20 protein-coding genes are annotated in these 24,306 nt (G+C 44.7%); 11 read left to right on the top strand and 9 right to left on the bottom strand.

Annotated elements, in window-relative coordinates; all coding sequences use genetic code 11:
- Positions 1–138 precede the first annotated feature (138 nt).
- Positions 139–1,425, bottom strand: coding sequence for a DEAD/DEAH box helicase (locus tag AB4167_RS10800; RefSeq protein WP_017069159.1), 1,287 nt, complete (start codon positions 1,423–1,425; stop codon positions 139–141).
- A 182-nt stretch (positions 1,426–1,607) separates the two neighbouring features.
- Entirely contained in the window at positions 1,608–2,591 is a 984-nt protein-coding gene (locus AB4167_RS10795; protein ID WP_372136517.1) for a GTP-binding protein, read from the bottom strand.
- Between the two features lie 551 nt (positions 2,592–3,142).
- Here AB4167_RS10795 and clcA point away from each other — a divergent pair.
- Together clcA and AB4167_RS10785 are read left to right on the top strand one after the other, a co-directional pair.
- Complete coding sequence (clcA, locus tag AB4167_RS10790; RefSeq protein ID WP_372136516.1) at positions 3,143–4,549, top strand: H(+)/Cl(-) exchange transporter ClcA; 1,407 nt, start codon at positions 3,143–3,145, stop codon at positions 4,547–4,549.
- Between the two features lie 239 nt (positions 4,550–4,788).
- On the top strand, positions 4,789–5,736 hold the full coding sequence (locus tag AB4167_RS10785) for a TDT family transporter (RefSeq protein ID WP_372136515.1): 948 nt from the start codon (positions 4,789–4,791) through the stop codon (positions 5,734–5,736).
- A 158-nt stretch (positions 5,737–5,894) separates the two neighbouring features.
- Here the strand turns inward: AB4167_RS10785 and hmpA are convergent, their stop codons facing one another.
- On the bottom strand, positions 5,895–7,091 hold the full coding sequence (gene hmpA / locus AB4167_RS10780; RefSeq protein ID WP_065583915.1) for an NO-inducible flavohemoprotein: 1,197 nt from the start codon (positions 7,089–7,091) through the stop codon (positions 5,895–5,897).
- A 368-nt stretch (positions 7,092–7,459) separates the two neighbouring features.
- Between hmpA and norR the strand changes: the two genes are divergently transcribed.
- Both norR and AB4167_RS10770 read left to right on the top strand, forming a co-directional pair.
- On the top strand, positions 7,460–9,052 hold the full coding sequence (gene norR, locus AB4167_RS10775) for a nitric oxide reductase transcriptional regulator NorR (protein WP_017062637.1): 1,593 nt from the start codon (positions 7,460–7,462) through the stop codon (positions 9,050–9,052).
- 89 nt (positions 9,053–9,141) lie between these two features.
- Positions 9,142–9,501 (top strand): glutaredoxin, encoded by a 360-nt coding sequence (locus tag AB4167_RS10770; protein ID WP_017062638.1) that lies wholly within the window; start codon positions 9,142–9,144, stop codon positions 9,499–9,501.
- Between the two features lie 109 nt (positions 9,502–9,610).
- Here AB4167_RS10770 and AB4167_RS10765 read toward each other — a convergent pair whose 3' ends face one another.
- Positions 9,611–10,246, bottom strand: coding sequence for an OmpA family protein (locus AB4167_RS10765; protein WP_372136514.1), 636 nt, complete (start codon positions 10,244–10,246; stop codon positions 9,611–9,613).
- 258 nt (positions 10,247–10,504) lie between these two features.
- Between AB4167_RS10765 and AB4167_RS10760 the strand changes: the two genes are divergently transcribed.
- The 6 genes from AB4167_RS10760 to AB4167_RS10735 all read left to right on the top strand — a co-directional run bounded on the left by AB4167_RS10760 (position 10,505) and on the right by AB4167_RS10735 (position 16,118).
- The gene (locus AB4167_RS10760) at positions 10,505–11,131 is read left to right on the top strand and encodes a thioredoxin domain-containing protein (RefSeq protein ID WP_017062641.1); all 627 of its coding nucleotides are present in this window, start codon (positions 10,505–10,507) and stop codon (positions 11,129–11,131) included.
- Between the two features lie 76 nt (positions 11,132–11,207).
- Positions 11,208–11,681 carry an FKBP-type peptidyl-prolyl cis-trans isomerase gene (locus AB4167_RS10755; RefSeq protein WP_017062642.1) on the top strand — a complete coding sequence of 158 codons (474 nt, stop codon included), beginning with the start codon at positions 11,208–11,210 and terminating at the stop codon, positions 11,679–11,681.
- Positions 11,682–11,869: 188 nt separating this feature from the next.
- Positions 11,870–12,460, top strand: a complete 591-nt coding sequence (locus AB4167_RS10750) for a TetR/AcrR family transcriptional regulator (RefSeq protein ID WP_017062643.1) — start codon at positions 11,870–11,872, stop codon at positions 12,458–12,460.
- 143 nt (positions 12,461–12,603) lie between these two features.
- Positions 12,604–13,635: an NADP-dependent oxidoreductase gene (locus tag AB4167_RS10745; RefSeq protein ID WP_102320760.1), complete on the top strand. Its 1,032-nt coding sequence runs from the start codon at positions 12,604–12,606 to the stop codon at positions 13,633–13,635.
- Between the two features lie 35 nt (positions 13,636–13,670).
- Positions 13,671–14,291: a glutathione S-transferase family protein gene (locus AB4167_RS10740; protein WP_017064479.1), complete on the top strand. Its 621-nt coding sequence runs from the start codon at positions 13,671–13,673 to the stop codon at positions 14,289–14,291.
- Between the two features lie 150 nt (positions 14,292–14,441).
- Positions 14,442–16,118, top strand: a complete 1,677-nt coding sequence (locus AB4167_RS10735; protein ID WP_102320759.1) for an RluA family pseudouridine synthase — start codon at positions 14,442–14,444, stop codon at positions 16,116–16,118.
- 166 nt (positions 16,119–16,284) lie between these two features.
- On the opposite strand, the gene AB4167_RS10730 is transcribed toward AB4167_RS10735, so the two are convergent.
- The 3 genes from AB4167_RS10730 to AB4167_RS10720 form a co-directional block, all read right to left on the bottom strand.
- Positions 16,285–16,578 carry a YkgJ family cysteine cluster protein gene (locus AB4167_RS10730; RefSeq protein ID WP_080582263.1) on the bottom strand — a complete coding sequence of 98 codons (294 nt, stop codon included), beginning with the start codon at positions 16,576–16,578 and terminating at the stop codon, positions 16,285–16,287.
- 175 nt (positions 16,579–16,753) lie between these two features.
- On the bottom strand, positions 16,754–17,938 hold the full coding sequence (locus tag AB4167_RS10725; RefSeq protein WP_017064476.1) for a D-alanyl-D-alanine carboxypeptidase family protein: 1,185 nt from the start codon (positions 17,936–17,938) through the stop codon (positions 16,754–16,756).
- A gap of 178 nt (positions 17,939–18,116) precedes the next feature.
- Positions 18,117–18,704, bottom strand: a complete 588-nt coding sequence (locus AB4167_RS10720; RefSeq protein WP_136981894.1) for a DUF4136 domain-containing protein — start codon at positions 18,702–18,704, stop codon at positions 18,117–18,119.
- Positions 18,705–18,972: 268 nt separating this feature from the next.
- Here AB4167_RS10720 and AB4167_RS10715 point away from each other — a divergent pair, with 268 nt between their 5' ends.
- Complete coding sequence (locus AB4167_RS10715; protein WP_017068159.1) at positions 18,973–19,227, top strand: YgjV family protein; 255 nt, start codon at positions 18,973–18,975, stop codon at positions 19,225–19,227.
- A 135-nt stretch (positions 19,228–19,362) separates the two neighbouring features.
- Here AB4167_RS10715 and AB4167_RS10710 read toward each other — a convergent pair whose 3' ends face one another.
- Complete coding sequence (locus AB4167_RS10710) at positions 19,363–20,826, bottom strand: diguanylate cyclase domain-containing protein (RefSeq protein WP_372103297.1); 1,464 nt, start codon at positions 20,824–20,826, stop codon at positions 19,363–19,365.
- Between the two features lie 294 nt (positions 20,827–21,120).
- Complete coding sequence (locus tag AB4167_RS10705; protein ID WP_017072213.1) at positions 21,121–24,288, bottom strand: chitinase C-terminal domain-containing protein; 3,168 nt, start codon at positions 24,286–24,288, stop codon at positions 21,121–21,123.
- Positions 24,289–24,306 lie beyond the last annotated feature (18 nt).

Here is a 24,306-nt window from a genome sequence, read left to right as displayed (position 1 = left end):
TTTATTAGTTCTTGTTTCTTGATCGGGCTTGAAATGAAGCGAGGTTGAAACGAAGCAGTAATGACAATAAACAATATTGCGATCAATACAAACAAAAAGAGCCACATAACAGTGGCTCTTTTCAATCACCAATCGTAATTACTTACGACGGTTTTTAATTCGCTTCATCATAGTCAAACGACGTTCAGCGCTTGCTTGATCTTGCGTCTCTTCGTTCGCGTTGTTCTTACGACCTTGGCGGTTTTTGTAAGCCGATTTAGTGTTCAGCTTCTCGATGTAAGCATCACGTTTCTTCGGTTCATAACCCGGTTGTTCAACACGACGAATGCGCTGTTGAATCAGTTTTTCAACTTGAACGACAGTCAGCTCTTCTTCGCGGTTAACGAAAGAGACAGCGTGACCTTGCTTACCTGCACGACCTGTACGGCCAATACGGTGAACATAGTCTTCCGCTAGGAAAGGCATGTCGTAGTTAATTACGTGTGGTAAGTCTTCGATATCAAGACCACGAGCCGCAACGTCGGTTGCTACCATTACACGCGCTTTACCTTCTTTAAAATCGTCTAGAGCACGACGACGAGCACTTTGCGCTTTATCACCGTGACACAATACTGCTTTAATGCCGTCTAGCTTAAGCTCTTTAACTACATCGTTCGCTGTTTCTTTGTAGTTAACAAAAACAAGCACTTGGCGCCAGTTTTTACGACCAATCAGCTCAGAAAGCAGTTCTGTTTTACGCTCTTGATCCACTGGGTAAACCACGTGGCCGACAGTAGCAGCCGTTGAGTTTTCGCGCTCAACACTAATACGTTTTGGTTTACGCAGAATATCAACAGACAGTTGGTTTAACTGAGTAGAAGTCGTTGCAGAGAACATCATGATTTGCGGTGATGTTTCTACATCCAACATGATCTTACGAACGGCATTGATAAAGCCCATATCAAGGATACGGTCAGCTTCATCAAATACTAGGAATTCTAGGTTAGCAATAGACACGTTACCCGCTTCTAAGTGCTCTTCTAAACGACCAGGTGTTGCAACCAAAATATCCACACCCAGTTCTAGTTGACGAACTTGTGAAGACATCTTGTTACCACCGTAAACCGCAGAAACGCTTAGATCCGTGTATTTAACGTAGTCTTTAATGTTTTGAGCGATCTGCGCAGCAAGCTCTCGAGTTGGAGCAAGAATAAGGCCGCGAGCCGTTCCTCTAGACGCTTTTTTACCGCTGTTCAAAAGGTGTTGGATAACAGGCAATGAAAATGCCGCTGTTTTACCCGTACCGGTTTGAGCAGTAGCAAAAATATCATGGCCTTTACGAGCCATTGGAATCGCTTTTTGTTGAATTGGAGTGAGTTTTTCATAACCGCACTCAGTCAACGCTTTGACTAATTCAGGAGCAAAACCTTGAGAGGAAAATGACATTGTTACGGGTTCCTTAAGCAGACAGCCTACATTCTTATTTCAGCCGAGCACTATAAAGTAATTAGAGTGATTTATCTCACATTTATCGTGATATAACGCAAACTTTCTCATTTAATCTGGTGTTTACCCCACCTTAAACGAAGTAAACACCTAGATCCTTGGTTCAAACAGCAAAAACAGGGCTATTTGATACCACACAGCTTGAGTAGAATCTGCTCGAGCTCGCCCCATGGCATGAGCTGCGAGTCGATCACTTCCAATCGAGATTCAAAGCCATCAAGCGTAATTTCGTTCACAGACACGACTTGATTCGCCACATTGAATGCGTAGCAACCTTGGTCGGTGTTCACGACAGCTTTTACACGCTCGGCCGTTAGATCTGACAACATAGAGAATAGCGCATCGAAGTCGAACTTATGCTCTGCGCCAAACAACCAACCACAACTGAAATAGCCCTGTCCTTTATTCTCTTTACGGATGAAAGCTTCACCAGGAGGAAGTTGGAATTGAGGCTCTTGTTCAGCGTGATCGTGATGATGCGCTTCAATATGAGATGAAGCACTGCCGTATACTCTTTCAATGTCTAACACTTCCAATGGCACTTCACCATCGTGAATTAGCTTATGGAAGACTTTTGCTGGCGTTTGATCCGTCACCCAATCATTGAACACATCGATGTCTTCAGAATGAACAAGGTCAACCTTAGTACCAAAAATCACATCTGCACTATTTAGTTGATCATTAAAATTCTGATTCGAGGTGTACTTTTCATTAGACAGATTTCGTGGGTCAACCAAACCAAGCGTCGCTTTTAAATCGACATATGGTGTGTACTGATCGGAAGTCAGTGTCGCTATAACCTGTTTAGGGTGACCAAGCCCTGTCGGCTCAATCAATAAACGGTCTGGCTTTTGGCGAAGTAAGGCATTAATACCCACTGACATAGGCACGCCCGCAGTACAGCACATGCATCCACCCGGCACTTCTTTAATCAAAGCGCCTTGATCTGTCATTAATGCACCGTCAATACCGATTTCCCCGAACTCATTAACCAGAACAGCCCAGTTTTCATTCTCAGGTTTATTTTTTAGCAGGTTCAAGATGGCTGTCGTTTTACCAACACCCAAGAAACCCGTAATGATGTTCGTAGGAACTTTTTTAGTCATATCAGTTCTCCTTTTTAAGGGAGTATATACTCAATCACCAAAAAGTTGACCCCAATCGATTGTTTACACTGAGATTCGTTAATAGAGGTTGGCGCGAAAATAATCAGAAGAGATAAACAGTAGAGGCAGAATGTGGAAATGGGATGCTCCAGACGAACTAAAGGCGTACTTACTCAGTACGCCTCACCCTCGTTACTCAATCGTGAGTTCGCGAATCAGGAAGCCTTAAATATCGACCTGAACATTTAACGAGGAACTAAAACTTTGTTTCTGAATCCATCCAAATTGTGTGTAAAACCTCACTTCTCCTTGCGGTTCGTTATGTTGCTTTACGATTTAACTATGGTTCATTTTTGGGGATATTCAAGCCGCCGCCAGAGAATCGATCAAAATTGTGACGGTGATTCCACTATTGACCATAGATTCCATTTATGTAACACGCACATTCCATAAATGAAATTCAACTTTTCATCTTTGCTGCTATAGGATATGCGGAGGAAGCGTATAATTTAATGCAACCCCGCCTTAACTCATTCAGGAAACTTATCTTTATGACCAGAAGAGAGAAAATTAAGCAGTCCTTACTAGCCAAGATGCCAAGGGATGCTATTAATCAATTTCTCTCAAGAGATAAGACCCCAGCTTCGGTTCTCTTCCTTTCTTGTATTGTGGGTGTACTTGCTGGTGTAGTGGGTACCTATTTCGAAGTTGCGGTTCATTTCATCACAGAAACTCGTACCGATTGGCTGAAAGATGAAATCGGTAGCCATTTACCACTGTGGCTTGCTGCTTTCCTTATTAGTGCGGCATTCGCCTTTATTGGTTATTTTCTCGTTCACCGTTTTGCTCCAGAAGCTGCCGGTTCAGGTATCCCTGAAATCGAAGGTGCAATGGACGGCATGCGCCCTGTTCGATGGTGGAGAGTATTACCCGTAAAATTCTTTGGCGGCATGGGCGCGTTAGGCTCTGGTATGGTTTTAGGCCGTGAAGGGCCAACCGTTCAAATGGGCGGCAGTATCGGTCGTATGGTCACTGATATCTTTCGAGTCAAAGACGATGACACTCGCCACTCACTGTTGGCTTCAGGTGCCGCTGGTGGCTTAGCCGCCGCATTTAACGCACCACTGGCAGGAATCATGTTTGTGGTTGAGGAGATGAGACCACAGTTTCGCTACTCACTCATATCAATCAAAGCTGTCATCATCTCAGCAGTTTCAGCCAACATTGTATTTCGTTCTATCAATGGCCAATCTGCCGTTATCACAATGCCTCAGTACCAGCCGCCTGAACTCGACGCACTTTGGTTATTCTTATTATTAGGTGTGTTGTTCGGCCTGTTTGGTGTGATTTTCAATAAACTGATTACGCTTTCCCAAGACCTGTTTGTGGCGATCCACAAGAATGACCGTAAACGCTACTTGATGACAGGCACCCTACTTGGCGGTTGCTTTGGCTTGTTGCTCCTTTATATACCTGAATTAACTGGTGGTGGTATTGGTATCATCCCGAACATCACGAATGGCAGCTACAGCGCCAATGTGTTGTTGTTGATTTTCTTAGGCCGAGTCCTCACTACCCTGCTTTGTTTCGGCTCTGGTGCGCCAGGCGGTATCTTTGCACCAATGCTTGCGCTAGGAACACTCTTTGGTTATGCGTTCGGGCTTATCGCAGCGGCATTCTTCCCTGAACTGAATATAGAGCCCGGTATGTTTGCGATTGCCGGCATGGGCGCCTTATTTGCCGCCACCGTGCGAGCGCCTATCACCGGTATTCTGTTGGTTATTGAAATGACCAATAACTACTACCTGATCCTGCCGTTGATCATCACCTGCTTAGGCGCGGTAATCATTGCTCAAATGTTAGGTGGGCAGCCAATTTACAGTCAGCTGCTTAACCGTACGCTGAAAAACGAGAAGCTAAGACAACAAGACCTCCCTCAACAAGAGAAAGTATGTTAATTACAAATGACTCATGAAACAAAAGCACACATTCAACGTGCTTAATCTCCCGATTCCGTATCAAAATCAAAAAAGCAAACGTTAAACTTGGTATCATCCACTCAAAATTAGTTGAGTGCCCTCAAAATCTATTGATGAAAGGCCTACACACTCTAACTAAAGCAAATATTCTAAAAGTCTTTAATTAACTAAGTCGGAGTAAGTCGTTGAACTGGAGAAGATTAACCCAAGTAAAAAATGTGCCGCCATCTCAGGCGTCTTTAGCACTTGGCGTTATTGGGTTAGGACAAGCTTGGGCGTTATATATCCCGGGCATTGGTGAGATAATTCGTCCCTACCTCGCTGCATTCGGCGCGCTATTATTGCTGCCTGTTTTACTGCGCTATTTAACGAGCTTTAATACCTTCCTTAATGACATTCGCCACCCGTTAAGTGGAAGCTTGATGGCACCAATGAGCATGGCGTTATTGATTCTATGCGACTATTTAGCCGAGATATCGCCAGCTATCGCCTACCCAGTCTGGTTCTGCGCGTTGTTATTGCATTTTACCATGATGGTGTTGTTCTTTAGTTTCCAGATCATCAACTTCAAAATGTCGAACATTGTACCGAGTTGGTTTCTGTATCCGGTTGGGTTAATCAGCAGTTCCTTAGCAGGTTCACAATTTGGGCACACCGTTTTTTCAGAAACACTTGCGGCCACTTGTATCGGTATCTATTTCCTAATGCTGCCAGTGGTATTGTACCGCTTGGTATTCGAAGGAAACCTGCCCCGCCGAGCAAGACCAACACTCGCTATCATGGCAGCTCCGGTTAACTTATCTTTAGCCGCTTACTTGGTTAACTTCGACAACCCAGACCCGATTCTAACAGGTGCATTGGCGGGCATTGCCATCACCATGACTTTGTTGATTTACTTGTGTTACATCCGCCTGATGCGTTTGAAGTTCCAACCTTCGATTGCTGCCGTCACCTTCCCATCTGTGATCAGCGCTATTGCCATGCATCGTCTAACTACATTTTTCGGCGCGGAATACCCACAATGGTATTGGCTACACAAGTTTGGTTTCTTTGAGCTAACCATCGCCACCATTCTAGTGATTTGGGTTGCCGGTGGTTACGTAAAAATGTACTGGCCTGAGTTTTTCGATTCCGACTACATGTCCAAGAAGATGAAACGTTCTTAGATAGAAGCGAAAAGATCTTAGCTGAACCATCGTGTTCTGCAGTAGTCGATGATGTCAGACAAAACCAACCAAACCCAAAAAGGCCTCACACTGTGAGGCCTTTGAATAGGCAAGGTATTAATAGTTCAGGCGAGTGTTACTAGAAATGCCGAGACCTATTAGAAGTTAGCGTGAGGGCCGAATACTTCGTAGTGAACGCGTGAACGGTCAACTTTCATTGCATCTAGCTGCTCTACGATGTTCTTCATGAAACCAACAGGACCACAGATGTAGAAATCGCTCTCTTCAAAGCCTTTAGTATCAGAGATAGACGCTAGATCCATTTGACCTTGATGCGTGTTTTCACATGCAGATTCATCTTTGTTCATGTACCACGTTTTCGCTTCCCAACCTTTGTCGGCAACAATATCTTTAACACGAGTCGTGAAAGAGTGTTGGCCTACGTTCTCACAAGCGTGAAGGTAAAGTACTGGCTCGTTTTTATCTTCCGTGTTTAGGAACTCAAGCATAGACTGCATTGGCGTTACACCAACACCTGCAGAGATAAGTGTTACTGGCTTGCTGCGCTCTTGATACATGAAGTCACCCGCTGGTGCGTATAGGCTAACCTCATCACCAACAGCAACCTTATCGTGTAGGTGGTTAGATACAACGCCTTGTGTCTCTTGGCCTTGTCCTTCACGTTTAACAGAAATACGGTATTGCTTGCCGTTTGGCTTATCAGACAGTGAGTATTGACGAATCTCGCTGTATTGAGAGCCTTCTGGTTTCACTTCGATACCGATGTATTGACCTGGTGTGTAATCCAGAACTTCACCGCCGTCTTTTGGCTGAAGGATAAAGCTTGTTACTAGCGCTGACTCTTCGATTTTGTCTGCAATCACAAACGCACGCGCTGCTTCCCAACCACCAACAGCTTGCTTACGCTGTAGGTAAAGTTCAGCTTCACGATCGATGAATACTTGCGCCAAGAATAGGTAAGCGGCTGTCCATGCTTCTTCCACTTCTGGAGTAAAGGCGTCAGCAGCTAGTTCACGTAATGTCTCAATCAGGTGCAAACCAACAATTTGGTAGTGCTCTGGTTGAATGTTAAAGCTTGTGTGTTTCTGAGCAATACGTTCAACGGCAGTTGTTAACGCTGCTAGATTTTCAATGTTCTTTGCATATGCCGCGATAGCTTCAAACAGTGCTACGCCTTGGCGACCTGTTCTTTGGTGAGTCATATTGAAGATATCTTTCAACTCAGGGTTATGCGTGAACATACGTTGATAAAAATGCTGAGTTAAAGCTGGGCCTGCGCTCTCAAGTAGAGGAATAGTAGATTTGATGATTTCGATATGTGCATTGTTAAGCATGAATTTACTCCGAACACTGAGCCTTATGACCTATATGTCATTTTGACTACTAAAAATTAAGAATGACTTATCGATTTTCTGAAACCTTAGTTATTTTTAGAAACTGAGTTATTTTGACTCGTTTTCATTTCAAAAAATCGCGAAACCTGATTAATGCAACCTGATTGATTGAGATCAAGAATAGTCTGTTTAATCAGCGCTATAATTGGGCTTCTCTGTATCTTCAGCACAATCAGTGCCAACTTTATCAATCCCCGTCATTACTGGTTTTCTTCTCAAAACTCATCTTATAAAAATGTCAAAAAGACCTTTTTTTTAAGTCAATAAGACTCTATTATGTAGATAAACACACACAGTTAGAGTTTTTTATGCAAGATATCTCCGCATCTACCCTCATGGAAATGACCATTGGCCTCGCAAGTGGTGTCAACGATCAAGATCGTTTCAATCGCCTGATCGATGCCATTCGCAAAACCATAACGTGTGATTGTGTCGCGCTTTTAAGCCTTCAAGGCGACACGCTAGTACCTATCGCAATGCAAGGGCTCAGCCGAGATACGTTCGGTCGTCGCTTTATCATTTCAGAACACCCACGGTTTGAAGAGATCTGCGCGTCTCGCTCTCCTGTTCGTTTCGATGCTGACAGCTCCTTACCCGATCCTTTCGATGGTTTGCTTATTGACCATGATGGCGATTTACCAATGCATGCTTGTATGGGCTTGCCTTTGCTATTTGGCGATAAGCTCTTAGGTATTCTGACTCTAGACAGCTTGAAACCTGATGTCTTCGCGAATATTCCGGCGCGTAACCTTGAAGTACTGGCAGCTATTGCAGCCTCAACCATGCAGATGGCACTGACCTTCTCGCAACTTGAACATCAAGCAAAACAGTCAAAGCAATTACTCGAAGAATTGAACGTAGAAGCGTGGGAACGTGACGGCGGTGAGTTGATTGGTAACAGTGACACCATGGTCGCGCTTAAGAACGACATCGCTGTTGTAGCTCCATCTGAGTTTAATATCTTGATTCATGGTGACACCGGGGTTGGTAAAGAGCTTGTGGCTCGCACCCTGCACCACCAATCTCAACGTAAACGTAACCCACTCGTCTACGTAAACTGTGCTGCAATTTCTGAAAACTTAGTAGAGAGTGAACTGTTTGGTCACGTTCGTGGCGCGTTCACTGGCGCAGACAAAAACCGCTTAGGTAAATTTGCTTTAGCCGATGGTGGCACACTGTTCCTTGATGAGATTGGTGAATTGCCTTTGGCCGCTCAAAGTAAGCTCCTACGTGCGCTGCAAAACAACGAAATCCAACCGGTTGGCCAAGACAACATTCAAACCATTGATGTGCGAGTATTGGCAGCGACAAACCGAGATCTAAAACAAGAAGTTGAAGACGGTCGATTCAGAGCCGATTTGTACCACCGATTGAGTGTGTATCCTATCGCGGTGCCAGCACTGAAAGATCGTGGTGACGACATCAGCCTATTAGCGGGTTTCTTCTTAGAACAAGCGCGTCGTAAGCTTGGTATCAACCAAGTTAAGTTCCGCTCCGACGTTCTTTCTTTCCTAAACCGTTATGGTTGGCCGGGTAACGTGCGTGAACTTGAGCATGTGATCAGTCGTTCCGCATTGAAAGCGTTAGCGCGCAGCACCAATAAAAACCTGGTGACAATCACCAAGGAAGATTGTGGTCCTCTAGACCAAGATCAGCCAATTGCGACGACTCAGGTGAAAAACACACCATTATCGACACCAACGATCGACCTTTCTGCAGGGCTACGTGGTGCAACGGACGATTTTCAACGCAGTATCATTACTGAGGTGTTGGAAGATGCCAACTTTAACTGGGCACAAGCAGGGCGAGTTCTGAAAACAGACCGAGCAAATCTGACTCGACTGTCTAAGCGTTTAGGGCTAAATGTGGCTAAGTCTCATACGATCGAACGGACAAAATAGATATTAGCGGTTTGTTGCGAGCATCTGACAAAACTTGTGTATATAATGCTGCAAATTGTAACGCTAATTTTAAATATGTAGAGAGAGTTATGAAGTTTATCCGTTGGTTCTTAGGTCGTGTCATCTTGTTATTGAATTTTGTTTTCAGCCCACGTGGTGTGAAGCGTTCTCAAGAAGAACAAAGCAAAGTAAATGAGCAAGCAAAAACGCACACGTTATACCAATTCGAAGCGTGCCCATTTTGTGTGAAAGTGCGCCGCGCGATGAAACGTCAGTCGGTTCAATTTGAACTTCGTGATGCAAAAAACAACGAGCAACACCGTGCTGAGCTTGAAGCTGGCGGCGGTCGTGTGAAAGTGCCTTGTCTACGTATCGAAAAAGACGGTAAAACTGAGTGGATGTACGAATCTTCAGATATCGTGACTTACTTAGAAAAGCAGTTTGCATAAGCAATAAAGCAACAAAAGTCAGATACAAAAAATCCCTCGAATGTGAGGGATTTTTTATGTCTGTTATTTGGCGTTAATCGCTTCAAATTGGGCGCGAAAGTTCAAACGACTACTTCGTGACAATCAGCATCAATTCCACACGGCGGTTACACGCCTTGCCTTGGGCAGAAGCGTTGGTGCAAGCTGGAACATACTCACCGAAGCCACGAGTATAAATAGAACGACTCGACACATAGTTACTCTCTAATCGAGCCTTCACTTCTTTTGCTCGCTGCTCTGAAAGCGGATCATTGATTCGATCTGTGCCCGTGTTATCGGTGTGCCCTTCAATCACCACATCAATATCTTGGCGTTGAGCAAGGTAGCTGCCTAGCGTATCTAGCCATTGATTATACGCTGGCTCAGGGAATGCTGAACCTGTTTTAAAGTTCACGTGCTGCTCAAGCTTTACCATCACATGGTTACCCGGCAACACTTCAAAATCGATACGGTTTTGTCTTAAAAAGACTTCCAGTGGATCGTTAGTCGAAACGCCACGTCCGTAGTTGGTCGTGATAGTTCTTTGTTGATGAGTGCTACTCTGGATAGAGTACCCACGATTGCTTGCTACATGAGTCGTTTGAACCACACCCCATTCAGGATGCATCAAGTCGTAATCGGTTTGTGGTGCAGTCTCTAGCATGTCACCGCCAAGTAAGTCAGTTGGTGACGTGGCTTCACACCCAGCCAAAGCTATGCTTAACATTATCGCTAAATATCTCATTACTTCACCAACCACTCATGCAGATAAACCATTCACTAATGTCTATATCGGCACCGAGGGAAAAACTTTAGACGAAAAGAAAGCAGAACCCAAAAAAGTGCTGTTGATCACAGTTAACCGTCTACTAGCTTGTCTTCAGCCGCTAGTTCGAACTGTTTGCATTTATTTACCTTATAATTGTTTTCCAATTCGTACTAAATAGTTAGAATCTCACGACTTCTCAACGCTAGAGCAAACATTATGTTTAAACCATTTACTAAATTCATCACAGCACTCGCTGCCGTACTCATTATCGCGGGTTGTAGTGAAACAGACGAGCCACAAAAAGGCGTTCAATACGAAGCGCTTCCTACTGCTCTAACAGAATTTAACTTGTCTCCGATCACTGAAATCTTCTCTCTTAACTGTGGTCACTGCCGTCAAATGGAAAGTGCCATTCCAGAGATTGAATCTCTAACAGACCAAACTATTGGCAAGATGCACGTGACGTTCAACGAAAGCGCTCAAATCAGCGCAATGATCTACTACACAGCAGTGATGCAGCTTGATGCGACGCCTGACCATGCATTCATGGACGACCTATTTGGTGCCGTTCAAATGGGTGCAGATGCAACACCTGAGCAGCGTCAACAAGCACTAGAGACAGCGTTTACTTCTCGTGGTTTGGTTAGCCCATACCAGCTGAATAAAGAACAGCAAGTCGCTCTTTTCGACTACGTTAAGCAAGCAGAAGAGATCTCAGTAAAAGGTCAGATCAACTCAGTACCAACCTTTATCATCAACGGTAAATACCAAGTACTAACAGCAGGTCACCAAGACGTTGCTGGCATTGCAAAAACGATCAACTACCTTTTGACTCAACCATAATCACGGCTTTAGTCAACTGATTAACACATTTTGTATTAACTACGAAATTCAGCACTCAATATAAATAGGTTTTACTATGTCTAAATTTGTCATCCCGGTCATTGTCTTTCTTTTGGCGGGTTTCATGATTTACCGTACTTGGACGAATCATAAGTCTGGCGGAGAAAACTTCGAACAAGGCCAACAATTTCTTATTGAAAACGGCACTAAAGAAGGCGTGATTACGACTGAAAGCGGTCTTCAATACCTTGTTCTTGAAGAAGGTACAGGCACAGAGCACCCAACTAAGAACAGCAAAGTAACGGTTCACTACCACGGTACGCTAATCGACGGCACTGTTTTCGACAGCTCTGTTGAGCGCGGCGAGCCAATCTCATTTGCTCTTAAGCAAGTAATTAAAGGCTGGCAAGAAGGTTTGACTTACATGGTTGAAGGCCAAAAAGTTCGTCTATTTATTCCAAGCACTCTAGCTTACGGTAAAGGCGGTTCAGGCCCTATCCCACCATCATCGACTCTGATTTTTGATGTAGAACTCATCTCTATCAAATAATCGAAGTTACTGATTTAAGCCCCAACATACGCGCTATGTCGGGGCTTTTTTATATCTGAACATTTGAAGCCTCTTTAGATATTGAGCTATTTAGCTATTTAGCTATTTAGCTACTGTAACAACGACCAAATATACCCTCGAAAACCGACCACTAGACGACTGGTCTAATTTAACTTATAGTACCGCCCATGAACGAAAAAACGAATGACACACGCCTGCATGTTTTAGATGTTGGCTACCAATTAATAGTGAACAACGGCTTTAACGGCGTTGGCTTATCGCAATTGCTTAAAGAAGCGGACGTGCCGAAAGGGTCGTTTTACCACTACTTTAAATCGAAAGAGCAATTTGGCGAGGCTCTGATCCAGCACTATTTTGAGACCTACATCAGCAGAGTTGAAACTATTTTGGTTCATGGTGAAGGCAACCATTACCAGAGAATTGTCAGTTATTTCACTCGATGGTCACAGATTGAAAACGGCACCTGCAATGCTCATAAATGCTTGGTCGTTAAACTCAGCGCGGAAGTTTCTGATCTTTCTGATCCTATGCGCCAAGCGCTATTAAAGGGTGCAGAAAAAGTGACGAATACCATCGAACAGTGCATTGTCGGCGGTATTGAAGATGGCTCCATAAAGGTTGAAGAGAGCCAAGAAGCAGCTCAGAACCTATACTCAATGTGGTTAGGCGCCAGCTTATTGAGCAAGCTGAGCCAAAGCTCACATAGCTTACAGTCAGCTTTGAGCCTTACCGAACGAATTTTAAAAGGTGAAAGCTAATAACGCGCAGCGCGCTTTATTGGCTTTAACTTAAAAAAATCACCCGCCCTCTTATCAATTTGATGACGGCGGGATTTTTAGACAACAAGACTAGACGACTGGTCTAATTCTAAATGTATAAAATACACAATTAAGGACATCCAATGACTCAACAAGACAATCGCCGAATCGTATTGGCTTCTCGCCCAGTTGGCGCACCGACTCAAGACAACTTCCGTTTAGAGACAATAGCTGCGCCAAGCATCAAAGACGGCGAGATGTTACTTCGCTCAGTTTACCTTTCTCTAGACCCATACATGCGTGGTCGTATGAGCGATGCTAAATCCTACGCAGATCCCGTTGCGATTGATGAAGTGATGGTAGGCGCAACCGTATGTCAGGTTGAAGAATCAAACCACGCTGATTACGAAATTGGCGAGTGGGTACTGGCTTACACAGGTTGGCAAGATCTTGGTGTGTCTAACGGTGAAGGCCTTATCAAACTAGGTAAAGAACCAACGCACCCTTCTTACGCGCTTGGCATCATGGGTATGCCTGGTTTTACTGCTTACATGGGCTTGCTTGATATCGGCCAACCTAAAGAAGGCGACACGCTAGTCGTTGCAGCAGCAACAGGTGCTGTAGGCGCAACCGTTGGACAAATCGGCAAACTAAAAGGCTGTCGTGTTATCGGCGTTGCAGGCGGTCAAGAGAAGTGTCAGTACGCGAAAGAGATTCTTGGCTTTGATGAATGCATCGACCACAAAGCTGACGACTTCGCGGAGCAATTGGCTAAAGCGTGTGACAACGGCATCGACGTTTACTTTGAAAACGTTGGCGGCAAGGTATTCGATGCAGTAATGCCTCTGCTTAACACAGGTGCTCGTATTCCTGTGTGTGGCCTTATCTCTCAATACAATGCGACTTCACTGCCTGAAGGACCAGATCGTATGTCTAGCCTGATGGGTATGCTGCTTGTTAAAAGAATTAAGATGCAAGGTTTCATCATCTTTGATGACTACGCACACCGTTACAACGAATTTGCTGTTCAAATGACAGAATGGTTGTCTCAAGGCAAGATGCACTATCGTGAGCACCTGGTTGAAGGTCTAAAAAATGCGCCACAAGCATTCATGGGCCTATTGGAAGGTCAGAACTTCGGTAAGCTTGTTATCAAAACGAACGAAGCTAAATAAATTCAATAAACTGAACCCGTTAACTAGGTAGAATCATGATTACTTTGCATCACCTGAATAAGTCGCGCTCAAAGCGCATCATCTGGCTATTGGAAGAGCTTGGGGTAGATTACCAAATCAAACCCTACCAACGAGACAGTGTCACTTTTCTTGCACCACCAGAACTCAAATCCATTCACCCATTGGGTAAATCTCCTGTCATTGAAGACGATGGCGTCGTGATCACTGAATCTGGTGCTATCACGGAATACCTAATCGACAAATACGGTCAGGGTAAGTTCGCACCTACACGCGGCACCGCAAACTACGTTGAGTATTCGCAATGGCTTCACTTCGCTGAGAGTTCAGGTATTTTGCCAATGTTACTTAAGATCTTTGTGATGAAAGACGGCTGCGAAACTAACTTCCTAGGCGGTTATGCAGACGACGAAAACCAAAAGATCCTCACTTACGTGAATAATGCACTTGAAGGTAAAACCTACTTGGTTGCAGACACACTAACAGGTGCAGATTTTATGATGTCGTTCATCGTAGAAATCGTGGGTAACTTTGGTGCAACTGCGCTTTACCCTAACATCGCTAAATACGGTGAACTTTTAAAGAGCCACCCTGCTTACCAAAAAGCTGAGCAAGTAGAGCTAGAACACTCGAACTGATCGAGTTTCACTCAAACACGTGCTTGCTAGAGTAAACACAAGAAACTAAATGAAGCCAAAGCCGATTTATCTTCTGCTTTGGCTTCTCATTTGTCTTCATTTCGACAACAATACCGAACTCTAACTGAACAGCCATAGAGTTTGATCTTAATGCCAACAAACCTCGCTCAATACACACCTCTGCACCTAGCAAACACGAATGTCGATTTAGCGCTACCGACTCGTTTTACGTTTCCGTATTACTATACCCCGCACCCTGTGTGTGAATTCGCTATGCTGCAGCTTCAGCAATCACTTGTCGACTGTGGTGTGAATGAAACCTCGCAAGGTAATCTCTACGCTGTGCTTCTTGTTCAGAATCCAACCACACAAGGGTTAGGTTACCTTTCTGCGTTTTCAGGCTTGCAGTTAGATCCGGCTTTGGTCTCTCAGTTAAACAACATTCACTTTGTTCCACCAGCCTTCGATTCAAAACAGTTTCAATCTCAAAACAGTGCGAACCTTGCTCGACAATTGCAGCTCTCGGACGACATTGAAAAGCTGCAACAGTCGCACAATCTAGACACATTATTGGCCGAGCTAGAAGGGTTAAAAATCGAATCAGCAAAAGCTATCGAAGCCTTTCAGTTAGCAATGGCCGCAAACAAAGCTCAGCGTAACGAACTCAGAGAACAAGCCAATCAAGAAAAAGCCTTAGGGAATCTAGAGTCAGCGGCGAATTTGCTCAAACAACTGGGCAATCAAAGTAGCCAAGAGAAACGTGACCTAAAAGCACTTCGTATTGAGTGGAAACAGAAGATCGCAGAGCGCCAATCACAAATTGATTTGATTGAAAGCGAACTGAAAAACCGTAAGCAAGATCACCAAGCAGTTTCACAACAGTTGGAAACTCAACGCCTCTCTCACTATCGCTTTATCAATCAAGCCAAGCAATCTAAGAATTTACTCGAGTTGCTCGATGGTAAAGACGCGCTTGAAGGCTCTGGTGACTGCTGCCTACCTAAGTTGCTTAACTTTGCGTTTGAACACGGGTTCAAGCCGTTAGCATTATCTGAGTTTTGGTGGGGATTACCGCCTACAGACATCATTCGACAACACGCAAACCTCTACCCTGTTTGTCAGAGTAAAAGCTTTGAGATCCTCGAACACCAGTTAAGTGGCATAGAGCTAGAAGATAACCCGCTTATCGTGAACCCTGCGGTTGGTAAGTCTTTTAATATTGTTTATGAAGACGATGAAATCGTAGTCGTCAATAAGCCTGAAGAGTTCTTGTCGGTTCCCGGTAAGTTCATCGAAGATTCAGTTTATACCCGCATAAAAGCGCGTTACCCGGATGCGACTGGTCCTTTGATTATCCATAGGTTGGATATGTCGACGTCAGGTTTGTTGATCTTGGCGCTCACGGCGGAATCAAACAAGCATATTCAGAAGCAGTTCATTAATAGAACCGTAGAGAAACGCTACACCGCTTTGTTAGATGGCGAGATAACGGGCGAATCTGGCAATATCAGCCTTCCTTTGCGCGGCGACATCACGGACAGACCAAGACAACTGGTTTGTCACCAACACGGCCGAAATACAGAGACCCATTGGCAAGTGGTTAGCACTCACAATGGCAAAACCAAGGTTCACTTGTACCCTAAAACAGGGCGAACCCACCAGCTGCGAGTGCACTGTGCTCATCCATTAGGGCTTGGTGTACCTATTCGTGGTGACGACTTATACGGATACAAACGCGAGCGCTTACACCTGCACGCTGGCTACTTAAAGTTGATTCACCCGACAACCGGTGAATGGATGGAGTTTGAAGTGCCTTCCGAGTTCTAAACTCTAACTTATCGAGCTAAGACTCTTATCTCACTCAATATTTGATCTCATAAAACGCATCAAGGTTCTACAACTGCTTAAGGTATAGAACCCTGATATTTAATTTTAATGTGATTATCACAGTTCATTAGCGTACTTTAGTTACTGAGTTCAATACTGCAGACGCCTAGCCCATCACATCTTTGCGCTGGTCAACACATTCGAAAGAGCCCATTTCGAACTCGCGACAGATCCATGGTCGGTTTTCGTAGATAGTACACATCAGTGTTTCTCTATCTACCGCAGAACACCAGCCGTCGTCTAAGCGCTTCATGGTTTCACCGCCCCATTCATCATAAGCGATGTGCTCTTCAGGTACGCCCGTATCTGTGATGATCATAACCTCTAAACGACAACAGCATGCCTGACAATTTGCACAGGTTACTTCGGGTTCGGTTACGTTCTTTATATCTATCGTCATAAGTGACTACACTGCTAAATTTTGCGTATAGTAATCGAAACCGCCCGCTACGGCTAATAAAGATAGTGCGGCGCGGCGTTTTCATTGATGTAGAAATAACAAAGGGCGCTGTGATTCACTCACAACACCCATAATATTTCGACTTTTCAGCGCGGCTTATCGCCACAGGCTCTATTTAGAACAGGCTCGCGAAGAACAGCTTAACGTAGTCTATTAAACGTTTGAACAAACCGCCCTGTTCAACCGCTTCAAGCGCGATCAAAGGCTGAGTTTGAACATCTTCGCCATCAACGGTGTAATGAACCACACCTAGAGTTTGACCTTCTGCAATTGGCGCTTTCAGTTCAGAGTTAAGCTCGATAGATGCAGTCAGCTTTTTACTGTCTGACTTAGGCAACGTAATGAACGTGTCTTCTGCCACACCTAATTTCAATGTGTCTTGCTCACCAAACCATACCTTCTCTTCAGCCACTTGATCGCCGCCTTTATGCGGGTTTAGTGTATCGAAGAAACGGAAACCGTAGCTCAACAGCTGTTTGCTGTCTGATTCACGGCTCTTAACGCTTGATGCGCCCATCACAACCGCGATAAGTCTCATCTCACCTTGTGTCGCTGAACTCGCCAAACTGTAGCCAGCACCAGAGGTGTAGCCCGTTTTCATGCCATCAACGGTTAAGCTTCTATCACGCAACAAGCCATTACGGTTATGTTGAGTGATGCCGTTGTAACTGAAAGAGCGTTCGCTGTATAAGCCATACACATCCGGTAAATCACGAATAATGGCACGACCGAGTAACGCGATATCGTAAGGAGTCGAATAGAGGTCGTCTGCATCCAAACCATGTGCATTGGCAAAATGGGTGTTTTCTAGCTTCAGAGAGGTAGCCCAAGAGTTCATCAGGTCAACGAATGCATCTTGTGAGCCTGCAACATGCTCTGCAATCGCAACGCTAGCATCATTACCGGATTGAATAATCAAGCCACGATAAAGATCCATCATTGCTACATCGGTGTTTACTTCGATGAACATTTTTGAAGAGTCTGGGAAGTTCTTCGCCCACGCGTTCTCACTGATTCGTACCTGATCATCAGCAGAGATGTTGCCTCGCTTCATCTCTTGACCTGCCACATAACTGGTCATCAGTTTGGTCAAGCTTGCTGGGTTTAACTTCGTATGTGCGTTTTTTTCTACCAGCACATCACCAGAATTAAAATCAATTAACACATACCCTTTTGCGCCTAGGCTAGGTGGGCTTGGTACTATAGAAGGTGCTGCGATAGCTGCATTACTTACCATCGCGGCGTTACTTACAATGAATATACTTAATAGAGGGAGAGAGTATTTGGAAAACAGTTTCATTGAATCAAACCTAAGTTAACGTTTTGAGCAGTATAGACAAATGCTAGCAAAAGAAGCGCGAACTTTACGTTGCTTTACGTATTTGTACCATTCGTTACAAATAAAAAAGTATAATCTGCGATCTGACCATATTTTCCACAACTAATATTTACTCCACGAATGCATTCAACGCCTAATGCTATCGCTCAGGCATGCGTCTAAATAACATTTCAACAAAGCCAGTAATACGCTGTTTGCTCTCGCTTGGCTCTAAATCAGGTTGGATGCCAGACTGTGCTAATGCTTGCCATTGTACGACCTCTGAGTTAGGTACGAAAAACGCAATGTACAACGACCCTTTCTCCGCGACTTTACCTTCACCATCGTAAAATGGCACACCAGTAGATAGCCTAATCGCATCGAAGATAGACTCATCGTTCAGTTCCGATTCTTCCGCTAATCCAAAGCCTACAACAACATCACCGACACCATCCTGCTTTAACTGATAACCTTTACTTGAGAGCTGTTCTTGAATCGAATCACGCACTAAATCGGTTACCACGGTTTCATCGTATTTTTGAGAAAGGTAAACCTTTTCTGACTCAGGGTGCCAGGAGTACGTCATCACGCCGTGTTTCATGAAACCAAAGTCACCGCTAGTGACCACACCATAATTGTGTGTGGGTGGTATTTCTTGCGTAGAGCATGCGGTCAGCCCAATAGCCATCAAAGCCAATAGTGCTGCTTTTTTTATGCTTTTTGTTGCACAAATGGATCGTTTTATCATTCGAGGCTTCCTTACCTATATAAGAATGACTATCAATTCAACCTCCAACATAAATAGTAATTATGTTAATAGAAAGGTCATTAAACGTTTGCGTAATCGCTAACCTTCACCTCTGTCTGTTTTGGGGGTTTAATCACAAAAACAGAGTTGGTATAGTTCTCCCCGTTAAACAAAACCAGACCATTCGAGGCACGGAGCTTCCTCAATCATCTCATGAAGAGAAGAATTGGTACCGACAAAGTATCGGCAAATTTAAGAGGGTCAAACAATGGAATTCAATATGGTTGAAATTTTAGGTTACGCTGCGTCTATTATGGTCGCAATTTCATTAACAATGAAAGATATCGTTCGTCTGCGTGTCCTTAACTTTATTGGCTGTGCACTCTTCACAGCATACGGCATCATGATTGACGCATGGCCAGTTGCAGCCACCAACGGCTTTATCGCTTGTGTAAACATCTACTTCCTTGCAAAAATGCAAAAGGAAAAAAAAACGGAAGCGATGAAAGCAGCGAAAGCTTAAATTAACGATTAGCCTTTCAAATAATTCTGAAAAAGCCCAAATAGAGCGATCTATTTGGGCTTTTTTGTGTTTGTCGTTCTCAAGAGCTCGATTTGTGTGAACAAAACTTTTCAATTCAATGAGGCTTTCAACCGATCATATGTAAGCAACGTGATATTCGTTCTCTCGATACGCTTGAGTGTTGTTACGTCCACTCTCTTTTGCTTGATAAAGCGCTTTGTCGGCTTTATCGATAGCGGTTTCAATGTCAGTCAGTGCTTGAGCATGGCAACAACCAGCGCTGATTGTTACTGGCGACACTAAGCCTTGAAGTTGCTCAACACATAACCGTAACGCCTCTGATAATTCGAATAACTCATGTTCATCACAATCAAACGTCACCAAAATAAACTCTTCACCGCCATAGCGTGCAATCAAACGACGACGGTTAACAAATCTCTTCAGTGATTTTGCGACCTCACAGATAACCCTATCGCCTTGAGCATGACCATATTGATCGTTCACCCGCTTGAAATGGTCAATATCCAGCAAAATGACACCGACATTTGTTAGCGGATAAGGCGACCTTTGAGTAATTTTCAGTTTTAGCTGCTCGATAAAACTCCGTCGGCTAGGAAGGCCTGTGAGGTAATCGAGGCTCGCAACATCCAATATTTTGAGATGACGATGCCGCAGGTAAAGCACCAGAACAACAATGATACTCAGTAGACTAACAACCAACGTCATCAAACTTGCCAACAATAAGCTGTGGTTCTTGTTGAGCTCTTGTTCTAAGACACCAGCAGAAATAACCCAATTAAGATACGGATAAAACTTGTAGAAGATGTTTTTACTCGTCGTGCCATCTGCCGTAGAGATAGAGTAACTAAAGTGACCTTCAGGTTCATCGGCGACTTTATCGATAAGCAACTCTGAAGAGTCATCAATCAAGGTTTTTAAGTGCTCGTGTTCAAAGTTAGGTTGAAGGACTAACGTGCCTTGTAAATCAACGATATATACATAGCCACTATCGCCATACGAGTACTTTCTCAATTTGTCTTTAAGTGCTTCGAGATCAACCAGGTACATCAGTTCATCTTTATAGGTGGTCGCCACCAATGTATTGCCACTCGGTAGCCTCACTGAATATGCGACCTTCGCACGCTTGCCAACTTCATGTGGATTGGCGTGCGAGTATTGGGTCATTCCAGACTGTAAGCTCAGTTGTTGTTGAATATGGGTTAAATGCGCGCGATTTTTCCCTTGTAAAAACGGGTGATATAGATGAATACCTTGTGGTGACATCAGGTAGATATAACCAGACTCTCCAATCACCAATTCGTTGGCAATTCGAATGACTTCTTCAACTTCTTGTTCTGGAGAGACACGCAGTGCGTGAGAGGCGACGGTATCAGTCACACCTTTTAGATAGGTTTTGATCGCTTCGTTGACTGTGGTGTCTACGATGTCGTAACTCGCGTTCACAATAGTACGAAAGAAGAATTGGTTGGATTCTAATAGTGATTCTTTCGTTCGGTTGAATTGAACTGCAGAGAGGAGCAGAGAAACTACGGCCAGCACAATTGAGAAACTAAGAATGTATTTACGTCTGACTTTCAAGATTACCCCGTAGATTTATAATTTCAGGTAACGCTGTGACTTCTCTTATATACAGACTGTTTTATATCATGTTTTTATTTTTTACTGAACGAGTGTCGATATTTTTAAGGGTTTCTATACGTAATCTGTGACTTATAACAAAAACGCCGAACTGGATTCAGTTCGGCTTTTTGATTTTACGTCTAGATTGATTACTTAATTGATACTAATTCCTGATAAATAGACTTAAAAGCATTTGTGTTTATTACCTATTACTACACTCTATTGTCTATAAATAGTTTGCTTAGCATTAAATTAAGAACAAACTTGAGTCCAGCTACCATCGCTACCCGGTTCAGAACTTGTCCACCAGTTTGCTTGGTAAACACTACCGTTGTGAACCACTTGGTCTCCTGTGTTTGCATGGCTTGGGTTACCTGCCCAATCTTTCTGAGGTAAGTCTGGGTAAACCGCTAAACCTGCCGTATCACATGTACCTGGATTGGTGCCACCATCGCCAGGGTTACCGCCACCTGAACTGATATCACCTAATGGTAGATCTGGCTGCTCGAAGCTAAACGCGTAATCAACGCCACCGACATTCACCGCGTAGTTAGCAGGGCCAGAAATTGGCAAGTAATACACCATGTCTAACTCATACACACCGCCAGCAGGAAGCTCTTCCCATGTCGGCAACGTAAACGCCACTCGGTGCATGGTTCCATCTAGTCCACCGATGTTATCCGCGCGAGTATGACCTGAAGCAATCACGGTCAAACCACCACCCGATTGATCTTTCGCGTTATCAGGTGCAGATACTGGGATATCGAATTGGAACTCAGTTCCACCCGGAAGAGCTTGCCCTGTGTTGTTCGTGAACGTGATCTTAGGGTTGATTGGGTAGTTTTGGTCACCGACTTTGAAGCCACCAACCGATACCGCGATATCTAGCGCTTCTGTTGGAATAGCACCCGTCGCTACTTTGTTTCCATATGGTGTTGCAGACTTAAACTTATCGTAGATAGCTTTCGTCATGGTGTTACCCATGTGGAACTCACCGTTACCGCTGTTACACGCTTGCTCAGTCGTATCGATAGAGCTTCGGTTGCCATTCGCATCGAGAACATAACAGTTATAATCCCCTGCTAGTTCCCAGAACATAATGCCGCCGATCTCTTTGTCGATAACGTAGTCCGCTTTCACGTCGATAGACTGTTTATCTTCTGTTGAAAGGAATACGCCCTTCTCTGCGTTCCACAACCAAGGGGCAACCGCCACACTGTCGTAGTTTCTCGTGTAAGTGCCCGTTAGAACATCTGAAGGATCATTCACAGGATCAAGCTTGTAAGCTTCAGCGTAAGAGCCCCAAATACCCTTCTCTAGGTTCTTCGCGTGCCACATAGGGTTAGAACCCGCGCCCATTTCGTTACCTTTTGGATCGGTATCGTGCCACATGTTGTCGATACCAATAGCGCCATGGCCACAGTTGTTTTTCTCGCCTTCACCCGTACCCGCTGAACATTCAGATTGGTTTGGCAGTGCTGCTCGGCCCCAAAGACCATTCTCACCACCCGTTACGCCTTGCCAACCACGAGTGTAGTAAGGCACACCGATGTTAATACGGCCTGCTGGCATAGAACCACGGAAGTAATGGTAAGCCCAATCCGTGTTCAGATAACCAATACCACCGTAAGCCGCCGTGTCGTATACGTTCCACTGCGCTAGCTCTGAATCTTTACCCGTATCAAACAAGGCTGCGTTATGACCTACGTGATCGTTCCACGCACCGTGAAGGTCGTAAGACATGATGTTTACGTAATCGAGGTACTTGGTTACATCGAATGTTTCCATACCGCGTAATAGGTAACCAGAAGAAGGCGCTGCAATCGTTAACATGTAGTGATTGCCATCTTGCGCAGACGCCGCATCGAGCTTCTCACGTAGCACTTTCATCAACACTTGGTACGACGCCCACAGGTATTGACGACGCGGCTCCATGAAGTCTTTGTCGTATGGGTTACCTGCGCCAGCCATAGAAGTTGGGTATTCGTAATCGATATCTAGACCATCGAACTGGTACTTACGCAGCATTTCGACCGCTGAAGTCGCGAATGTTTCGATACCTTGATGGTTGATAGAACCATCAGCATTGGTCGTCATGGTGTAGAAACCACCATCAGCCACGCGGCTGCCATCAGTCGCGAAGTGACCACCTGTTTCAGCCCAACCACCGATTGAGATTAACGTTTTCACGCCGTGTTTTTTCTTCGCTGTCGCTAATGCACCGAAGTGACCTTTGAAGCCTAATGCCGGATCAACTTCCACACCCGGCCACTCTTTACCAACCGCTGCGTTATTTGGATCGTTTACATCACCGACGTTTACTTTGCCATCTGAACCGATGCTCACGAAAGCGTAGTTAATGTGTGTGAGTTGTTCCCAAGGAATATCATTTACTAGGTAAGCAGCTTGTGGATCATCCCCTGCACGCCAACTTGTGAAGTAACCAATGACACGACGGGGATGGTCTGCGCCCATTTTCTCACGGCCTTCATCATCGTAAATTGTACAGTAAGGAACATCGACACCTTGAGTTTGATATAAGCCATCAGGGCGACATGTGCTCACTGTTGGAGCGCCGTTCACGGTCAAAGATGCCAACGCAGAATCTGCAGTCGCACCTTGGTCGTCTGTTGCTTTCGCGTAAACCGCTAAAGAACCCGCTTGAGTTGTTGTGTAATCTAACGTGTAAGGGCTCGTTGCAGCAGTGCCCACAAGAGCACCCGCTACGTAGAAATCAACCTTATCAACCGTGCCATCGCTATCTGCTGCCGTTGCTGTCAGTGTGACTACACCACCAACATCAACAGATGTCACTGAAAGTGCAACTGAAACTGTCGGTGCTTCATTCCCTGGTTGTGCTGAATCAACAGAAACAGAAACCGCACTTGCAACACTTGCTGCGCCTTCATTATCCGTTGCAACAACAGAAACCTGATGATTACCCGACGTTGCAGCCCAAGTCGCTTCGAAAGGTGCCGCTGTGACTACCGCAACAGATGCGCCATCAACAAAGAACTCAACCGAAGCCACACTGCCATCAGAATCTAGTGCTGTTGCACTCAATACAACATTATCGCCTTCAGTAATCACGTCAGAAGCAGAGGGTGCCGTTAATGAAGCCGTTGGTACTTCATTTGGCGTACCGCCACCTCCGCCACCACTACACACATCAATCTTTTTCCATTGTGCATAGTCACCCTCAAATTGGCTCGGGTTGTTATTTTGATTCCAGTAATTCGCTGAGTACGCGCTGCCGTCATGTGAAACCTGATCACCACCGGTGTACACCGTGGCGGAATCCCACGCTTCTAACGTTGAACAATCCACAGCCGCGTAGCTGTTGAACGCCATTAAGCATGACGCGGTGAGAGTACTGAGTGTAAAAACCTTCTTGGCCACTCTTCCTTGGTTTAGGTGCATGTTAGCTGTCCCTTAAGT

It is taken from the genome of Vibrio sp. 10N.286.49.E11 (assembly GCF_041469505.1).
Classification (GTDB): Bacteria; Pseudomonadota; Gammaproteobacteria; order Enterobacterales; family Vibrionaceae; genus Vibrio; species Vibrio crassostreae_C.
The sequence above is the reverse complement of the archived record's forward strand: the minus strand, read 5'-3'. Positions and strand labels throughout refer to the sequence as shown.